Annotated in this window: 13 protein-coding genes and 2 pseudogenes; 8 read left to right on the forward strand and 7 right to left on the reverse strand. The window is 70.4% G+C overall.

From position 1 onward, the window contains the following. Positions 1-112: 112 nt before the first annotated feature. Together ACIF80_RS26300 and ACIF80_RS26305 are read left to right on the forward strand one after the other, a co-directional pair. The gene (locus tag ACIF80_RS26300; RefSeq protein ID WP_399809188.1) at positions 113-1,318 is read left to right on the forward strand and encodes an RNA-guided endonuclease InsQ/TnpB family protein; all 1,206 of its coding nucleotides are present in this window, start codon (positions 113-115) and stop codon (positions 1,316-1,318) included. A 353-nt stretch (positions 1,319-1,671) separates the two neighbouring features. Next, positions 1,672-2,316 carry a dihydrofolate reductase family protein gene (locus tag ACIF80_RS26305; protein ID WP_399809190.1) on the forward strand — a complete coding sequence of 215 codons (645 nt, stop codon included), beginning with the start codon at positions 1,672-1,674 and terminating at the stop codon, positions 2,314-2,316. 52 nt (positions 2,317-2,368) lie between these two features. Here ACIF80_RS26305 and ACIF80_RS26310 read toward each other — a convergent pair. Further along, positions 2,369-2,461: pseudogene (locus ACIF80_RS26310) on the reverse strand (IS630 family transposase); the annotation flags it as partial. A gap of 69 nt (positions 2,462-2,530) precedes the next feature. Between ACIF80_RS26310 and ACIF80_RS26315 the strand changes: the two are divergent. Both ACIF80_RS26315 and ACIF80_RS26320 read left to right on the forward strand, forming a co-directional pair. Further along, positions 2,531-2,701 (forward strand): DUF397 domain-containing protein, encoded by a 171-nt coding sequence (locus tag ACIF80_RS26315; RefSeq protein WP_399809193.1) that lies wholly within the window; start codon positions 2,531-2,533, stop codon positions 2,699-2,701. Positions 2,702-2,778: 77 nt separating this feature from the next. Further along, complete coding sequence (locus tag ACIF80_RS26320) at positions 2,779-3,516, forward strand: nitroreductase family protein (RefSeq protein WP_399809196.1); 738 nt, start codon at positions 2,779-2,781, stop codon at positions 3,514-3,516. Positions 3,517-3,693: 177 nt separating this feature from the next. On the opposite strand, the gene ACIF80_RS26325 is transcribed toward ACIF80_RS26320, so the two are convergent. Further along, positions 3,694-4,203 carry a MarR family winged helix-turn-helix transcriptional regulator gene (locus tag ACIF80_RS26325; protein WP_399809199.1) on the reverse strand — a complete coding sequence of 170 codons (510 nt, stop codon included), beginning with the start codon at positions 4,201-4,203 and terminating at the stop codon, positions 3,694-3,696. Between the two features lie 132 nt (positions 4,204-4,335). Between ACIF80_RS26325 and ACIF80_RS26330 the strand changes: the two genes are divergently transcribed. Continuing rightward, complete coding sequence (locus tag ACIF80_RS26330) at positions 4,336-5,355, forward strand: EamA family transporter (RefSeq protein ID WP_399809201.1); 1,020 nt, start codon at positions 4,336-4,338, stop codon at positions 5,353-5,355. Between the two features lie 141 nt (positions 5,356-5,496). Here ACIF80_RS26330 and ACIF80_RS26335 read toward each other — a convergent pair whose 3' ends face one another. Then, positions 5,497-6,495: an NADP-dependent oxidoreductase gene (locus ACIF80_RS26335; protein WP_399809204.1), complete on the reverse strand. Its 999-nt coding sequence runs from the start codon at positions 6,493-6,495 to the stop codon at positions 5,497-5,499. Between the two features lie 122 nt (positions 6,496-6,617). Between ACIF80_RS26335 and ACIF80_RS26340 the strand changes: the two genes are divergently transcribed. Then, positions 6,618-7,493: a LysR family transcriptional regulator gene (locus tag ACIF80_RS26340; RefSeq protein ID WP_399809207.1), complete on the forward strand. Its 876-nt coding sequence runs from the start codon at positions 6,618-6,620 to the stop codon at positions 7,491-7,493. Between the two features lie 374 nt (positions 7,494-7,867). Here the strand turns inward: ACIF80_RS26340 and ACIF80_RS26345 are convergent, their stop codons facing one another. After that, positions 7,868-8,647, reverse strand: coding sequence for a GntR family transcriptional regulator (locus tag ACIF80_RS26345; protein ID WP_399809210.1), 780 nt, complete (start codon positions 8,645-8,647; stop codon positions 7,868-7,870). Next, entirely contained in the window at positions 8,644-9,186 is a 543-nt protein-coding gene (locus ACIF80_RS26350) for a GntR family transcriptional regulator (RefSeq protein ID WP_399809213.1), read from the reverse strand. The genes ACIF80_RS26345 and ACIF80_RS26350 overlap by 4 nt, the downstream gene beginning before the upstream one ends. Before the next feature lie 135 nt (positions 9,187-9,321). On the opposite strand from ACIF80_RS26350, the gene ACIF80_RS26355 reads away from it, so the two are divergent. Beyond that, entirely contained in the window at positions 9,322-9,633 is a 312-nt protein-coding gene (locus ACIF80_RS26355) for an ATP-binding protein (protein ID WP_399809216.1), read from the forward strand. A 107-nt stretch (positions 9,634-9,740) separates the two neighbouring features. Here the strand turns inward: ACIF80_RS26355 and pepN are convergent, their stop codons facing one another. Further along, positions 9,741-12,341 (reverse strand): aminopeptidase N, encoded by a 2,601-nt coding sequence (pepN, locus tag ACIF80_RS26360; RefSeq protein ID WP_399809219.1) that lies wholly within the window; start codon positions 12,339-12,341, stop codon positions 9,741-9,743. A gap of 113 nt (positions 12,342-12,454) precedes the next feature. Between pepN and ACIF80_RS26365 the strand changes: the two are divergent. Continuing rightward, a pseudogene (locus tag ACIF80_RS26365) lies at positions 12,455-12,990 on the forward strand (DUF1203 domain-containing protein). Between the two features lie 318 nt (positions 12,991-13,308). Here ACIF80_RS26365 and ACIF80_RS26370 read toward each other — a convergent pair. After that, the gene (locus tag ACIF80_RS26370; protein WP_399809222.1) at positions 13,309-14,325 is read right to left on the reverse strand and encodes an aspartate-semialdehyde dehydrogenase; all 1,017 of its coding nucleotides are present in this window, start codon (positions 14,323-14,325) and stop codon (positions 13,309-13,311) included. Between the last annotated feature and the right edge of the window lie 303 nt (positions 14,326-14,628).

A 14,628-nucleotide genomic window follows, 5' to 3' on the forward strand; every position in this document is an offset into this window, starting at 1 on the left:
AACGAAACCCCTGCGGAGCAGGGCAGGAGGCGGGGTTTCGCCGCCAGGACGAAAGGCCGTGCTCTGACCAGCAGGTTTGATGCTCACAAACAGGCCCACTAGTTTGTGAGCCATGGCCACTCACGTGAAGCGGGCGTACAAGTACCGCTTCTATCCGACCGATGCGCAGGCAGCGGAGCTGTCGCGCACGTTCGGGTGCGTGCGAAAGGTCTACAACCTCGCCCTCCAGGCCCGCACCGAGGCGTGGACACGGCAGGAGCGGGTCAACTACAACGCCACCTCGGCGATGCTGACGGCCTGGAAGAAGACCGAGGAACTCGCCTTCCTCAACGAGGTGTCCTCGGTCCCGCTCCAGCAGTGCCTGCGGCACCTGCAGACGGCATTCGCGAACTTCTTCGCCAAGCGGGCCAGGTACCCCCACTTCAAGAGCCGGAAGAAGTCCCGGGCGTCCGCCGAATACACCACCTCCGGCTTCCGGTTCCGCGACGGCCGGCTCACCCTCGCCAAGATGACCGAACCGCTGAACATCGTGTGGTCGCGCCCGCTTCCCGAGGGGGCGAAGCCGTCCACGGTGACGGTGTCGCGAGACGCGGCCGGGCGCTGGTTCGTGTCGATGCTCGTTGAGGACCCGACGGTGAAAACCCTGCCCCCCGTGGACACGGCGGTCGGGATCGACGTGGGCCTCACCTCCTTGCTGACCCTGTCGACCGGCGAGAAGATCACCAATCCGAGGCATGAACGCAGGGACCGTGCCCGTCTGGCCAAGGCCCAGAAGGCACTCGCCCGCATGGAGAAGGGCTCCGGCAATCGGGCCAAGGCCCGCCTCAAGGTCGCCCGCATCCATGCCCGGATCACCGACCGACGCAGGGACCACCTGCACAAACTGTCGACTCGTCTCGTGCGTGAGAACCAAACGCTCGTGATCGAGGACCTGACCGTGCGCAACATGGTCAAAAACCGGAGGCTGGCCCGCGCCGTCTCCGATGCCGCATGGACCCAGTTCCGGAGCATGCTGGAGTACAAGGCGCAGTGGTACGGCCGGGAGGTGATCGCGGTCGACCGCTTCTTCCCCTCCTCCAGGCTGTGCTCGGCCTGCGGAGCCCTGCAGAGCAAGATGCCCCTCCATGTCCGCACCTGGACATGCCGGTGCGGCATCACCCACGACCGCGACGTGAACGCGGCGAAGAACCTTCTGGCCGCCGGACTGGCGGCAGCAGCCTGTGGAGACGGTGTAAGACCTCAACGGAGCACTCCGAGCGGGCAGTCGTCGATGAAGCAGGAACCCCGGCGGGCGACCGCCGGAATCCCCCGCCTTTAGGCGGGGGAGGAAGTCAAGGCCACAAGGATAAGCAGCCGGCGGACCGAGCGGACTGGGACTGCACATCTCAAACGCTGCCCGGTGCTCTGACCGGGAAGGTTCGCAGGGTCGGCGGTTGGAGCGGTTGGTCGGGCGGTGACGTCCGTTGCGACGCAGGTGAGTGGTCGCGGGAGCCACCGCGACCACCTCGATGCCGTCCGCGTCCGCCACGGCCGTACCGCCAACGGGGCCGCCTTCCTGACGCGTCCTGGAAAAAGTTGCGGGTCGCTGTCGATCCGGCCACGTCCCGTTCGACATCGTGACGTGGGGCACCTCGCCACACGAGGATTCGACAGGACCTGACGAGGAAACACGTGGATCAACTGCTGAGAGTCATGAACTTCGCCGTCTCGAGTGACGGAATCGGTGCCGGTGAGCACCAGAGCCTCGAGCGACCGTTCGGCCACGTCCATCCCGAAAAATTGTTCGCCTGGGCCGGCGCCACGGCGAGCTGGCCCATGCGCACCGACCCCGGGGGGAGCCGCGGCCTCGACGACTACTTCACGCGGGACTTCGCACGCAACATCGGCGCCGAGATCATGGGCCGCAACAAGTTCGGCCCCCAGCGCGGTCCCTGGCAGGACCATGACTGGCGCGGCTGGTGGGGCGACGAGCCCCCGTTCCACACCCCGGTGTTCGTCATGACCCACCACAAGCGTCCGTCGTTCACGCTCTCCGACACCACGTTCCACTTCGTCGACGACGACCCGGCTACGGTCCTCGAACGGGCACGGGAAGCGGCGCAGGGCAAGGACGTCCGCCTCGGCGGCGGGGTCACCACCATCCGGCAGTTCCTCGATGCCGACCTCGTCGACACCCTGCACGTGGCGGTCTCGCCGGTGAAGCTCGGGTCAGGCCTCCGCCTCTGGGAGTCCCCCGACGAGCTGCTCGACCGGTTCCACCTGGAGGTCGTGCCCAGCCCGAGCGGCGTGACGCACCACCTGTTCTGGCGGAGATGACGCGAGGGCCCACTCGAGTTCAGGCTGCGACTGCGAGAGGGCGTCCGTCCCATCGGATGCCCTTCTCGCCGCGGATGCGGACGATGCGTCCGTGCACTGTCCGCAGGTAGGCCGCGAGTTTGCGGATCGACCAGCGGGTGAAGGGGATGTCACTCGCACCGGAGCGGTCACGTGACCTCATCCATGAGCTGACCAAGGAGCTGTGAGGAACCCGATGACCCTGACCACTCGGTGGCGGAAGTCTTCCTGCTCCGGCGGCGGCGAGGGCAACGACCGTGTCGAGATCGCGGAACTGGACAGCGATACAGCCGTCCGCGATGCGAAGACTCCCCCCGCTCCCCTCTCCGTCCGCGCCCGGCCTTCACCTCCCTTGCCCAAGGGCTGACAAGGTGTCAAAGGCGCTCGAAAAACGTAGACATGACCGGGTGTCAGGGCGGAAAGCGTCGTTTCTAGACTCTGCCCATGAACACTCAAGCCACCCTGCCCGAGGTACCGGCCGGCGACGCCACCGAACTGGCCCTCTTCGCGACCATGTCCACCATGCGGGCCATGCGGCGCCTGAAGCCCGACCCGGTGCCCGACGAGCTCCTGGACCGGCTGATACAGGCGGCCGTCTGGGGCCCCAGCGGCGGCAACATGCAGCGCTACGAGTACGTCGTCGTCACCGACCCCGAGGTCATGGCCGAACTCGCGCCGCTGTGGAAGCGGTGCGTGGACGCCTACCTCGCCACGACCGGCAAGTACGCCCCCGCAGGCATGGACGAGGCCGCGTACGGGCGCATGGTCGCCGCCATCGAGTACCAGCGCGACCACTTCGCCGAGACCCCGGCGCTGATCATCCCCTGTTACCGGTTCCCCGAGCCGAGGATGGAGGAGGAGGGCGTGCGGAAGTACGCCGAGGCGCTCGGCGCCGAGGGGACGGCGCGCATGGGGCGGATCCAGGAGCGCTTCTCCGCCCTCGCGGAGGGCTCCTGCGTCTACCCGGGCGTGCAGAACCTGCTGCTCGCCGCGCGGGGCCTGGGACTGGCCGCCAACATCACCATCTGGCACCTGATGCTGGAGGAGGAGTGGAAGGCGGCCCTCGGGATTCCCGAGGACATGAACACCTTCGCGGCCATTCCGGTGGGGTGGCCGCGCGGCAAGTTCGGTCCGGTGAGCCGCCGCCCGGTCGCGGAGGTCGTACACCGCGACCGCTGGTAGGCCACAGGCGCCGGGCGCCGGGCGCTGCGCCGTTGAGTCGCCGCGCCGTTGCGCCGCAGGACTGTTGAGCCGCCGGGCCGCCGCCGGGCACCGGGCGGGGGAGGATGCCCGGCCCGGAGCGCGGTGGTGGTCCGGCGTTCGGCGTTCACACCCCGGACGTCGGCCGGTCCGCCACCTCTACCTCTCGGTGGCGAGCAGCAATTCCCTCAGCAGATCCGCCAGTTGTTCCGCCCGTTCCCCGCCCAGGGCGGACAGGGCCTCCGTCTGCAGGGCGAGGCCCGCGCCGACCGCCTCGTCGGCCAGGCGCAGGCCCCGCTCGGTGAGCGTGACCTGGAGCCCCCGGCGGTCGTGCGGGTCGGGGGAGCGGCGCAGCAGTCCCGCCCGCTCCAGCTTGTCGAGGCGGCCCGTCATCCCGCCGGTGGTGAGCATCAGCGTGGCCGAGAGCCGGCGCGGGGAGAGGGTGTAGGGCTCGCCGGAGCGGCGCAGGGTCGCGAGGACGTCGAACTCCCCGCGTGAGATGCCGTACTCGGCGTACGCCCTCTCCATCCGGTCACCCATGGCGCGCGAGAGCCGCTGGACGCGGCCGAAGACCTCCATGGCGGCCGTGTCGAGGTCCGGCCGCTCCCGGGCCCACTGCTCGATGATCGCGTCGACGGGATCCTTGCGCTGCTCGGGGCGTGCACTCATGGGCAGGAGTATCCGTCCCCTCCCAGTCACTCGCAAGAAAGTAGCTCGCTGGAAAGTTGCTTGCTGGAAAGTTGCTTAGCGCTAAGCTACCTTGTGTCTCCCTGAAGCTGCCCCGGGAAGAGGTGTGCACCCATGGCCCCGCGCCGCGCCACCCTGATCGCGCTCACCACCCTCGCCCCCGTCTCCTGGGGCACCACCTACGCCGTCACCACCGAGTTCCTCCCCGCCGACCGCCCCCTGTTCACCGGCCTGATGCGCGCCCTGCCCGCCGGACTGCTGCTGCTCGCGCTCGCCCGAGTGCTGCCGCGCGGTGCCTGGTGGGGGAAGGCGGCCGTGCTCGGCGCGCTGAACATCGGGGCGTTCTTCCCGCTGCTGTTCCTCTCCGCGTACCGCCTGCCCGGCGGCATGGCCGCGGCCGTCGGCTCGATCGCGCCGCTGTGCGTGATCGGCCTCTCGGCGTTGCTGCTGGGGCAGCGGCCGACGGTGCGCTCCCTGCTCGCCGGGGCCGTGGCCGCGTGCGGCGTGAGCCTGGTCGTCCTGAAGGCGGCCGGGGCGCTGGACCCGCTCGGCGTGCTCGCTGCGCTCGCCTCCATCGCCTCGATGTCCACCGGCACCGTGCTCACCAAGCGGTGGGGCCGCCCCGAGGGGGTCGGCCCGCTCGCGCTCGCCGGCTGGCAACTGACCGCGGGCGGCCTGCTGATCGCCCCGCTCGCCCTCCTGGTCGAGGGTGCGCCACCCGCGCTGGACGGCCCGGCGGTCGGCGGTTACCTCTACCTCGCCCTGGTGAACACGGCGGTCGCGTACTGGCTCTGGTTCCGCGGCATCGGCCGCCTCACCGCCACCCAGGTCACCTTCCTCGGCCCGCTCTCCCCGCTCACCGCGGCCGTCATCGGCTGGGCGGCACTCGGCGAGGCGCTGACGCCGTGGCAACTGGCCGGCATGGCGCTGGCGTTCGGAGCGACGATGGCGGGTCAGCTCGCACCCGCGCCTCGACGGAAGGTGCTTGAGCGAGGGGAGCGAGGGGAGCCCGAGCGGAAGGCTTCACGGTGCTGCGACACGATGGCACCGGTGGAGTGCCGCGGTATTCGAGAGGTGCGGTATTCGCCCGCAGGGCGAGCAGCCCCGCACCCGGTCCGGTCATGTCAGCGGTGACAAGGCGTACGGCCTTCGCCGCGACAGGCGCTGTCCGTGAAGACCAGGTGGTGTCTTCGGTCAGGACCGCTTCCGGCTCGGGCGCATTCAGCTCGTCCAAGGTGTGGGCTTAGTTCGCCACCGCCTGCTGGAGTTCGGCGATCACGAGACCACCGTCAGCACGATCTTGCCCTGGAGGTGGCCCTGCGCGGCTCGCGTGTGTGCGCTGCCCGCCGCGGGCAGCGGGTAGGTGCTGTCCACCCCGACCTGGAGCTTGCCCTCGTCGAACAGGCGCCCGATCTCGGCGAGCTGGGGGCCGTTGGAACGCACCTGGATGTTCGAGACCGTGATGCCCAGCCTCGCCGTCTCCTCCGGGTCGTACTGGGCGAAGAACACCGGAAGCATGGTGCCGCCGCGCTTGAGCACGGTCAGGAAGCGTGAGCTGTCCGGGCCACCGACGGTGTCGACCACCAGGTCGACACCGCTGACCACGTCCGCGGCCTGCGTCCTGGTGTAGTCGATGAACTCATCGGCGCCGAGCTTGCGCAGGAACTGCTCGTGCCGGCCCGAGGCCACCGCGATGACGTGTGCCCCCTTCCATTTCGCCAGCTGCACCGCGAAGTGGCCCACTCCACCGGCGGCCCCGTTGACCAGCACGGTCATCCCCGGTGTGATCGGCACCGGCTGGTGCACCCGGCCGGTGAAAGGGGACGGCACGTCGTGGCCGAGCCCGACCAGGTACTGCCAGGCCGTGAGTACGGCCATCGGCGCTCCGGCCGCCTGCACGTGGTCGATACCGGTCGGCTTGTGAGCGAGGTCCGAAGCCGGCGCGGCCGTGTACTCGGCGTACGTCCGGCCGTCGAATCCGGGGAACCGCAGCATGCCGAAGACCTCGTCACCGACGGCGAACCCCGGCACCCCCGGAGCGACCGCCTGGACCACGCCCGACATGTCCGTTCCAGGGATCAGGGGGAACTCCAGCGCCGGCCTCATCCCGGCCGGCATGACCTTCATCCCCTCACGCAGGTACCAGTCCGGCGGGTTGATGCCCGCCGCGTGCACCCGGACGAGCACCTCGCCCGGGCCGATCTCGGGAACCGGCACCTCTTCGTACCGCAGAACTTCCGGCCCGCCCGCTTCGTGGAACTGGATCGCCTTCATCGCGCCTGTCGCTTTCTCGGGGAAACGTTGCTCCTTCAGTCAAGGCCCAGGGCGGCATGGTCGTCCAAGACCGGTTCGGCAACCTGATCATTCCGAAACGGCATGACCCGTACGCTGCAAGGGTGAACGATCTCGGACAGGACCTGGAACTGCGGCTGGTGCGCTACTTCACCGTGGTGGCGGCGCACCAGCACTTCGGCCGGGCCGCCGCCGACCTGCACGTGGCCCAGCCGGCGCTGAGCCGCCAGATCCAACGGCTCGAGAAGCACCTCGGCGCACGACTGCTGGACCGCGGACCCCGGGGCGCCCGGCTCACTCCGGCCGGCCAGAGGTTCCTCCCCCGGGCCCAAGCCCTGCTACAGGCCGCCCGCCAGGCCGAGCTGGCCGTGCGTGAACAAGCCGAGACCCAACGAATCGCCATCGGCTACGTCGAAGACCTGGTGATCACCGCCGCCGTACGGGAACTACGCCGCCGTCACCCGGACGCCGAGATCGCCACCCGGTACCTGAGCTGCCGCGACGTCGGGGCGCTGTCCGACAAGCGCGTCGACGCCCTGATCGCGCGGGCCCCGCTGCCGCTCGCCGCCGACGACGTGTCCACCACCCCGCTGTACGAGGAGCCCCGGATGCTCGTGGTCCCGCACGGCCACCCCTTGGCCGGCCGCACGTCGGTGACCGCGGAAGAACTGGCCGGCGAGGAGGCCGCGCCGTGCGCGTTCGAGACCGCGGACTGGACTTCCTACCGGATCCTCGGGGCCGACGTACCGCCGATCGAGAGCTACGAGGACAAGCTCGAACTCGTCGCGAGCGGCAGGGCGATCGCCGTGCTACCGGTCGGCGACCGGCGTAGCTCACTGCGTCCCGACCTCGTCACCGTCCCGATCGAGGGTGCTCCCCCCAGCCAGGTCGTCCTGGTCAGCCGCGAGGGCGACCCGAATCCGATGATCAGGAACCTCCGGCTGGCGGCCAAGTCCGTCCTGACCGCCCCGGCAGCCTGACCGGGGCCGGCCGACCCGCTCGGCGCTGAACTGCACCGAGCGGTGCTCACGCGCGCCGAGTCCGCGCGGGCCCTTGTACTCTGCACCGGTACTGGCGAGTCCGGGTGGTCGTCGACAGCGGGGGCTGTACTGCATGAGGACGTCGGGACGGACCGCACGAGGATGGCGGGCGGCGGCCGTCGGCTGCGCCGTCCTGGTGTGCGTCGCCGGGTACGGAGTTCGACATCGTCCGCGGACTGCTCGACTACGTGCAGCACACCCCGGCGGCGACGGGACCATCCTGGTGGGTGCGGGGAGCAGGTCGAGCAGCGAGTCGCCGAGGGAGAGCGGCTGGGACCGTCCCTGTGGGCGCGGGGGTCCCCAAGACATTCTGCTCACTCAGGCGTGAGCTCGTACTGAAGCTCGTAGAGGTGGCCGGCCTTCACCATGACCGTGGCTTCCACGGGGCGTTCGTCGTCGCTGTAGACCACGCGCAGGGTGCGGAGTACCGGGAGGTCGCTGGGCAGGTGCAGGGCTTGGTACTGCTCCTGGGTGGGGACCCTGGCCGAGACCCGGTCCACGCTCAGGCGCGGTGGGAAGCCGAGCTGGGCGAGGAGGGCCGGGGTGCCGCCCTTGATCTTCCGTTTGGCCGTGAGGGCGGTGCCCCGGGCGAGGTGCAGGGGGTAGTAGGACTTGACCAGCTCGACGGGCTCGTCGTCGATGGACAGGACTTGATGACGCAGTACCGCGGTCTCGGTGTCGTCGAGGCCCAGCGCGGACGCGACGTCGGCCGGAGGGCGGGCCTCGGTCACGTCGAGCAGGGTGCTGTGCGCCTGGGTGCCGAGGCGTGCGGCCTCGGTGAGCCAGCGGTACGGCTTTCCCGGGGCCGCGGGAGCCATAGACGCGGCCGGGCGTACCGTGCGCTGCCGGTGCTCGCGAACGGTGACCGCAGATCCGGCGCGGCCCACTGCCAGTTGCTCGTCTTTGAGGAGCTGTAGCGCCTTCTGGATGGTCGCGTTCGAGGCGTCGAATCTGTCCTTGAGCCGGGCCGTGGAGGGAAGGCTGGCGCCCGGTGCCAGGTCCCCGCTCATGATTTCGTCCCGGAGGTCGGCGGCGATCCGCTCGTGCAGTGAACGTGGGTCCGGCGACGAGGTGTGGGTGGTGGGCACTGTCATCCGATCCGGATCTCGTAGCTCAGGCGCCGGCGGAGCGCCGGCATGACCATCATGTCGGCCTGGAAGGGGCGGTCGTCACCGTCGAGTGTGACTCGGCTCAGGTGGAGGACGGGCTCGTCCGGCCCCAGGCGCAGGAGGTCGCGTTCCTCCGGGCTCGGCATGCGCGCGGTCACGTCCTCACGTACGCGGACGCCGATGTGTCCCAGCTCGGCGAGGAGCGTCACGGCGCCGCCCGGGATCTTCCTCTCGTCGGCGAGGCGGGTGCCTCGGGCGATGTGTGCGGGGTAGTACGTGTCAGTCAGCTCGCAGGGCTCTCCGTCCAGCTCGATCACCCGCCGGCGCACGATCACCGTCTCTTCGGCGGGCAGCGCGAGGAGCGTGGCGACTTCCTCGGGAGGCGTTGCCTCACCGGCGTACGCGATGCGCTGTGTGCCCTTGCCGCCCCGGGCCGCGGCTTCAGCCGCCCAGGATCCCGGCCGCCCCTTTTCCTGTGGAGTCAGGTACGGGAGTGAGGTGCTGACCCATGTGCTGTCGCTCACGGTGTCCTCCAGGAGGCGAGTGTTCGACGACCTTGCTGCTTTACACGTTAAGTGAACTGCTTCAGATCTCACACCTTACTGCTTTTCGTGAATAGTGGTACGGTGGCCCGGACCGTAGACCCTTGATCCAAGGCGGTGCTCACCGTGCTTCTGTCGCGGCAACGTCGATTCCCGCGGGCTCGCCGCTCGGTGCCCGCCGCACGCAGGTTCGCTCTCGACACGCTCGCCGAGTGGGGTTACCGGGGTCGGGAGGACGACGTGCGCGTCTGCGTGTCGGAGCTTGTGACGAACGCCTTGCTGCACGGCGTACCGCCGGGACGCGAACTCTCCCTGGTGCTGGTCGGCGACGGTCCGCTCGTCCGGATCGAAGTCCGCGACAGCGGTAGTGGGAACCCTGAAGTGAAGGATGCGGCGGTGGGCGACTGCGGGGGGAGGGGGAGCGGCTGAGTATGCGCGGACGCACTGAGCGGATTCCGTGCAGCGAGCGTGCAGCGAGAAGGGCGCCCGGCCGTATACCGCCGGGCGCCCTTCTGAACGTGCGTACCGCTGCTCGGCTACTCCGCCGCCGCGTCCGCCGCCTGGGCGCGCAGGGCGCGTTCCACGCCTGCGCGGGACTCCGAGACGAGGCGGCGCAGGGCCGCGTTCGGCTCGGCGGAGGCCAGCCAGGCGTCCGTCTTCTCCAGGGTCTCCTCGGAGACCTGGACCGCCGGGTAGAGGCCGACCGCGATCTGCTGGGCCATCTCGTGCGAGCGGGACTCCCACACGCCGGCCACCGCCTCGAAGTACCGGTCCGTGTACGGCGCCAGCAGCTCGCGCTGGTCGGTCTGGACGAAGCCGGCGATGACCGCCTCCTGGACCGCGTTCGGCAGCTTGTCGGACTCCACGACCGAGGCCCACGCCTCCGCCTTGGCCTCCTCGGTCGGCCGGGCGGCGCGCGCGGTGGCGGCGTGGCGCTCGCCGGCGGCCGTACGGTCGCGCTCGTACTCGGCTGCGATCTCGCTCTCGTCGTACCGGCCCACCGCCGCCAGCCGCTCCACGAACGCCCAGCGCAGCTCGGTGTCGACGGCCAGGCCCTCGACCGTCTTCGTGCCGTCCAGCAGGCTGTCCAGGAGGTCCAGCTGCTCCGGCTTGCGCGCCGTCGCGGCGAAGGCGCGGGCCCACGCCAGCTGGTGGTCGCTGCCCGCCTCGGCGGCCCGCAGGTGGGCCAGCGTGGCCTCCGTCCAGCGGTTGAGCAGCGTCTCGCGGGCGTTCGGGGCGGCGTACAGGTCGATCGCCAGCTTCACCTGGCGGTGCAGCGACTGCACGACGCCGATGTCCGACTCCTTGCCGATGCCCGACAGCACCAGCGACAGGTAGTCGCGGGTGGCCAGTTCGGCGTCCCGGGTCATGTCCCAGGCCGACGCCCAGCACAGGGCGCGCGGCAGGGAGGCCTCGAAGTCGCCCAGGTGCTCGGTGACGAAGGCCAGGGAGCGCTCGTCCAGGCGGACCTTGGCGTACGACAGGTCGTCGTCGTTGAGGAGGACGACGGCCGGTCGGGCCTTGCCGACGAGCTGCGGGACGGCGGTCAGCTCGCCGTCGACGTCCAGCTCGACCCGGTCGACGCGCACCAGCTTGCCGCTCGCCGCGTCCAGGTCGTACAGGCCGACCGCGATCCGGTGCGGGCGCAGGGTCGACTCGCCCTTGGCGCCGGCGGGCAGCGCGGGCGCCTCCTGGCGGACGGCGAAGGAGGTGATGGTCCCCGTGCCGTCCGCGCCGTCCGTCTCGATCTCCGGGCGCAGGACGTTGATGCCGGCGGTCTCCAGCCACTTCTTCGACCAGGTGCTCAGGTCGCGGCCGGAGGTCTCCTCCAGGGCGCCCAGCAGGTCGGACAGGCGCGTGTTGCCGTACGCGTGCCGCTTGAAGTACGCCTGCACGCCGCTGAAGAACGCGTCCTTGCCGACGTAGGCCACCAGTTGCTTGAGGACCGAGGCGCCCTTGGCGTACGTGATGCCGTCGAAGTTGACCAGCACGTCGTCCAGGTCACGGATGTCGGCCATGATCGGGTGCGTGGACGGCAGCTGGTCCTGCCGGTACGCCCAGGTCTTCATGGAGTTCGCGAACGTCGTCCACGAGTGCGGCCACTTCGAGCCCGGCGCGTCCGCCTGGCAGGCGGCCTCGGCGTAGGTGGCGAACGACTCGTTCAGCCACAGGTCGTTCCACCACTCCATGGTGACCAGGTCGCCGAACCACATGTGGGCCAGCTCGTGCAGGATCGTCGCGGCCCGCACCTCGTAGGCGGCGTCCGTCACCTTCGACCGGAAGACGTACTGGTCCCGGATGGTCACCGCGCCGGCGTTCTCCATCGCGCCCGCGTTGAACTCCGGCACGAACAGCTGGTCGTACTTCCCGAAGGGGTACGCGTAGTCGAACTTCTCCTGGAACCACTCGAAGCCCTGCCGCGTGACGTCGAAGATCGCGTCCGCGTCGAGGTGCTCGGCGAGCGAGGGCCGGCAGTAGATGCCGAGCGGCACCGACTGGCCGTCCTTCTCGTACACGCTGTGCACGGAGTGGTACGGGCCGACGATCAGCGCGGTGATGTACGTCGAGATCCGCGGCGTCGGCTCGAACTCCCAGACGTTGTCCCGGGGTTCGGGCGTGGGGGAGTTGGAGACGACGGTCCAGCCGTCCGGTGCCTTCACCGTGAACCGGAAGGTGGCCTTGAGGTCGGGCTGCTCGAAGCTCGCGAAGACGCGACGGGCGTCCGGCACCTCGAACTGGGTGTAGAGGTAGGCCTGGTCGTCGACCGGGTCGACGAACCGGTGCAGGCCCTCACCGGTGTTGGTGTACGCGCAGTCGGCGCTCACCCGCAGCACGTTGCGGCCGGGGAGCAGGCCGGGCAGGGCGATCCGGGAGTCCGCGAAGACCTCGGCGGGGTCGAGGGCGTCCCCGTTGAGGGTCACCTCGTGCACGGTGGGGGCCACCAGGTCGATGAACGACTCCGCGCCGTTCGCGCCGGTGGAGGCGTCCGCGGAGACGTCGAAGCGCACCGTGGTCACGGACCGGTAGGTGCCGCCCTCCTGCGCGCCGGAGAGGTCGAGATCGATCTCGTACGAGTCAACGGTCAGCAGCTTCGCCCGCTGCCGCGCCTCTTCGCGAGTCAGGTTTGTGCCAGGCACGCGGTCATCTCCTCGTCATGTGTCGGTCTCGCCATCCTTCCACGCCACCGGCGCGGAACGCGATGTCCGTTTACCGCCGGTGAGGCGCCCCGCCGCACGCGAGCCTGGAGGCCATGACGACCCACGCACCCCGCCCCGTTCCGGCGGCGGTCCTGAAGGAACTGCGCAGCCTGGACGACGCGGGCCGCACCCCGGTCCCGTACACCGACGACGAGGGCGGCGCCCCGCTCCGCTGCTGCCTGCGCCACAGCGGGCCGGGCTGGGGGTCCCCCCTGCTCGAACGAAGCTGAGAGCTCGGGGGCCGATCGTCCTGGTCTCCTACGCCCCCCTGCGTCGCTGGGCGGCGGAAACGGGCGCCGACCCGGGCCCGTACGACGAGCAGGGGCCGGTCTTCGTCCACGCCGAGGACTGCGCGGGACCGCGGGGCGGCGACGGCCTCCCCTTCACCGCCGCCCACCGCGTCCTGCGCCGTTACTCCGCCGACGGGCACATCCTGGGCGGCCGGCCGGTGGAGACGCCGGACGGCTTCGGACCCGCCCTCACGGAGGCCTTCACCGACCCGGCCGTCGCCCTCGTCCACGTCCGCGCGGTGGAGTACGGCTGCTTCCTGTACGAGGTGCGGCGCCCGCTGCCGGCGGGCCGTGCCTGACACGCGGGCCCCGGACCCGCCGGCCGGGGAGCGCGGTGCGGGGGACGGCGGTCCGGAAGGGGCGATCCCGAACCGCGGTCTGGAGGGAGACGCCTTGCCGGACGATGCGAGCAGTCGGCGGATGAATGCCACATGAGCGCTCGGATGAGCGCCGTATGGACAGTTGCGTCCGAAGTGCTCACGGCTTTCGGGGAGGGTGATCCGGGGTGTGTGTCCCCTCCGCGGACCGGACGCCTGGACGGAGTTCCTCCGGGGGGAGTGGAGGAAGGGGGCTCACCGCTTCCACGGTGAGCCCCCTTCTCCCGGGTCGGGCGGCGGTCAGCCCTTCAGCTCGTCCGCCACCAGTTCCGCGATCTGGACGGCGTTCAGGGCCGCGCCCTTGCGGAGGTTGTCGCTGGAGACGAAGAGGGCCAGGCCGTTGTCGACCGTCTCGTCGCGGCGGATGCGGCCGACGTAGGACGAGTCCTGGCCCGCCGCCTGGAGCGGGGTGGGGATGTCGGTGAGGACGACACCGGGGGCGTAGGACAGCAGCTCGGTCGCGCGCTCCGGGCTGACCGGGCGGGCGAAACGAGCGTTGATCTGCAGGGAGTGCCCGGAGAAGACCGGGACGCGCACGCAGGTGCCGGAGACCTTGAGGCCGGGGATGTCCAGGATCTTGCGGGACTCGTTGCGCAGCTTCTGCTCCTCGTCGGTCTCGTTCAGACCGTCGTCCACGACGTTGCCGGCGAGGGGCAGCACGTTGAAGGCGATGGGGCGCTTGTAGACGGCCGGCTCGGGGAAGTCGACCGCGCCGCCGTCGTGGGTCAGCTTGTCGGCGTCGGCGACGACCTTCTGGGTCTGGCCGTGCAGCTCCGCCACGCCCGCCAGCCCGGAACCGGACACCGCCTGGTACGTGGCGACGACCAGCGCCTCGAGGCCCGCCTCGGCGTGCAGCGGACGCAGCACCGGCATCGCGGCCATCGTGGTGCAGTTCGGGTTGGCGATGATGCCCTTGGGACGGTTCGCGATCGCGCTCGGGTTCACCTCGGAGACGACCAGCGGGACCTCGGGGTCCTTGCGCCACGCCGAGGAGTTGTCGATCACGACCGCGCCCTGCGCGGCGACCTTCTCGGCCAGCGCCTTCGACGTCGCGCCGCCCGCCGAGAACAGCACGATGTCCAGGCCGGAGTAGTCGGCGGTGGACGCGTCCTCCACCGTCACGCCGTCCAGCTCCGTGCCCGCCGAACGGGCCGACGCGAACAGGCGCAGCTCGGTCAGCGGAAAGTTCCGCTCCTTGAGGATGCTGCGCATGACCGTGCCCACCTGACCGGTGGCTCCGACGATTCCGACCCTCACGGCGTCTCCCTCACTGCCTGCTGCGTCCTGCGACGTATGCGACGTACATGTGCCCTTTGCCCGACGGCCGGGCGTTTCCATCATGCGGCCGACCACGGCCCGCCTGTCCAATTCTTTGCGCCCCCTGCCCGCACAGTGGGACGCGCGAGCAGGCGCCACCGGTCGCGGACCTGCGGTCGCCACCCCTTTGAGCTGCAGGAATTCGTCCTTCGGGGGTCGGCGGCCGCAAGGTTCCCTGCCCCACCCGACTCCCCCCACACAGAGGTGTGACGTACGCCTCTGCCCGGTTCGCGCGACGGGCGA

It is taken from the genome of Streptomyces sp. NPDC085927, from assembly GCF_044540975.1.
GTDB lineage: Bacteria > Actinomycetota > Actinomycetes > Streptomycetales > Streptomycetaceae > Streptomyces > Streptomyces hirsutus.

Bases quoted from the DNA above. Each gene is read 5' to 3' on its own strand.
- ACIF80_RS26300 (WP_399809188.1), top strand. From the start codon at position 113: ATGGCCACTCACGTGAAGCGGGCGTACAAGTACCGCTTCTATCCGACC.
- ACIF80_RS26315 (WP_399809193.1), top strand. From the start codon at position 2,531: ATGACCCTGACCACTCGGTGGCGGAAGTCTTCCTGCTCCGGCGGCGGC.
- ACIF80_RS26320 (WP_399809196.1), top strand. From the start codon at position 2,779: ATGAACACTCAAGCCACCCTGCCCGAGGTACCGGCCGGCGACGCCACC.
- ACIF80_RS26325 (WP_399809199.1), bottom strand. From the start codon at position 4,203: ATGAGTGCACGCCCCGAGCAGCGCAAGGATCCCGTCGACGCGATCATC.
- ACIF80_RS26330 (WP_399809201.1), top strand. From the start codon at position 4,336: ATGGCCCCGCGCCGCGCCACCCTGATCGCGCTCACCACCCTCGCCCCC.
- ACIF80_RS26335 (WP_399809204.1), bottom strand. From the start codon at position 6,495: ATGAAGGCGATCCAGTTCCACGAAGCGGGCGGGCCGGAAGTTCTGCGG.
- ACIF80_RS26345 (WP_399809210.1), bottom strand. From the start codon at position 8,647: ATGACAGTGCCCACCACCCACACCTCGTCGCCGGACCCACGTTCACTG.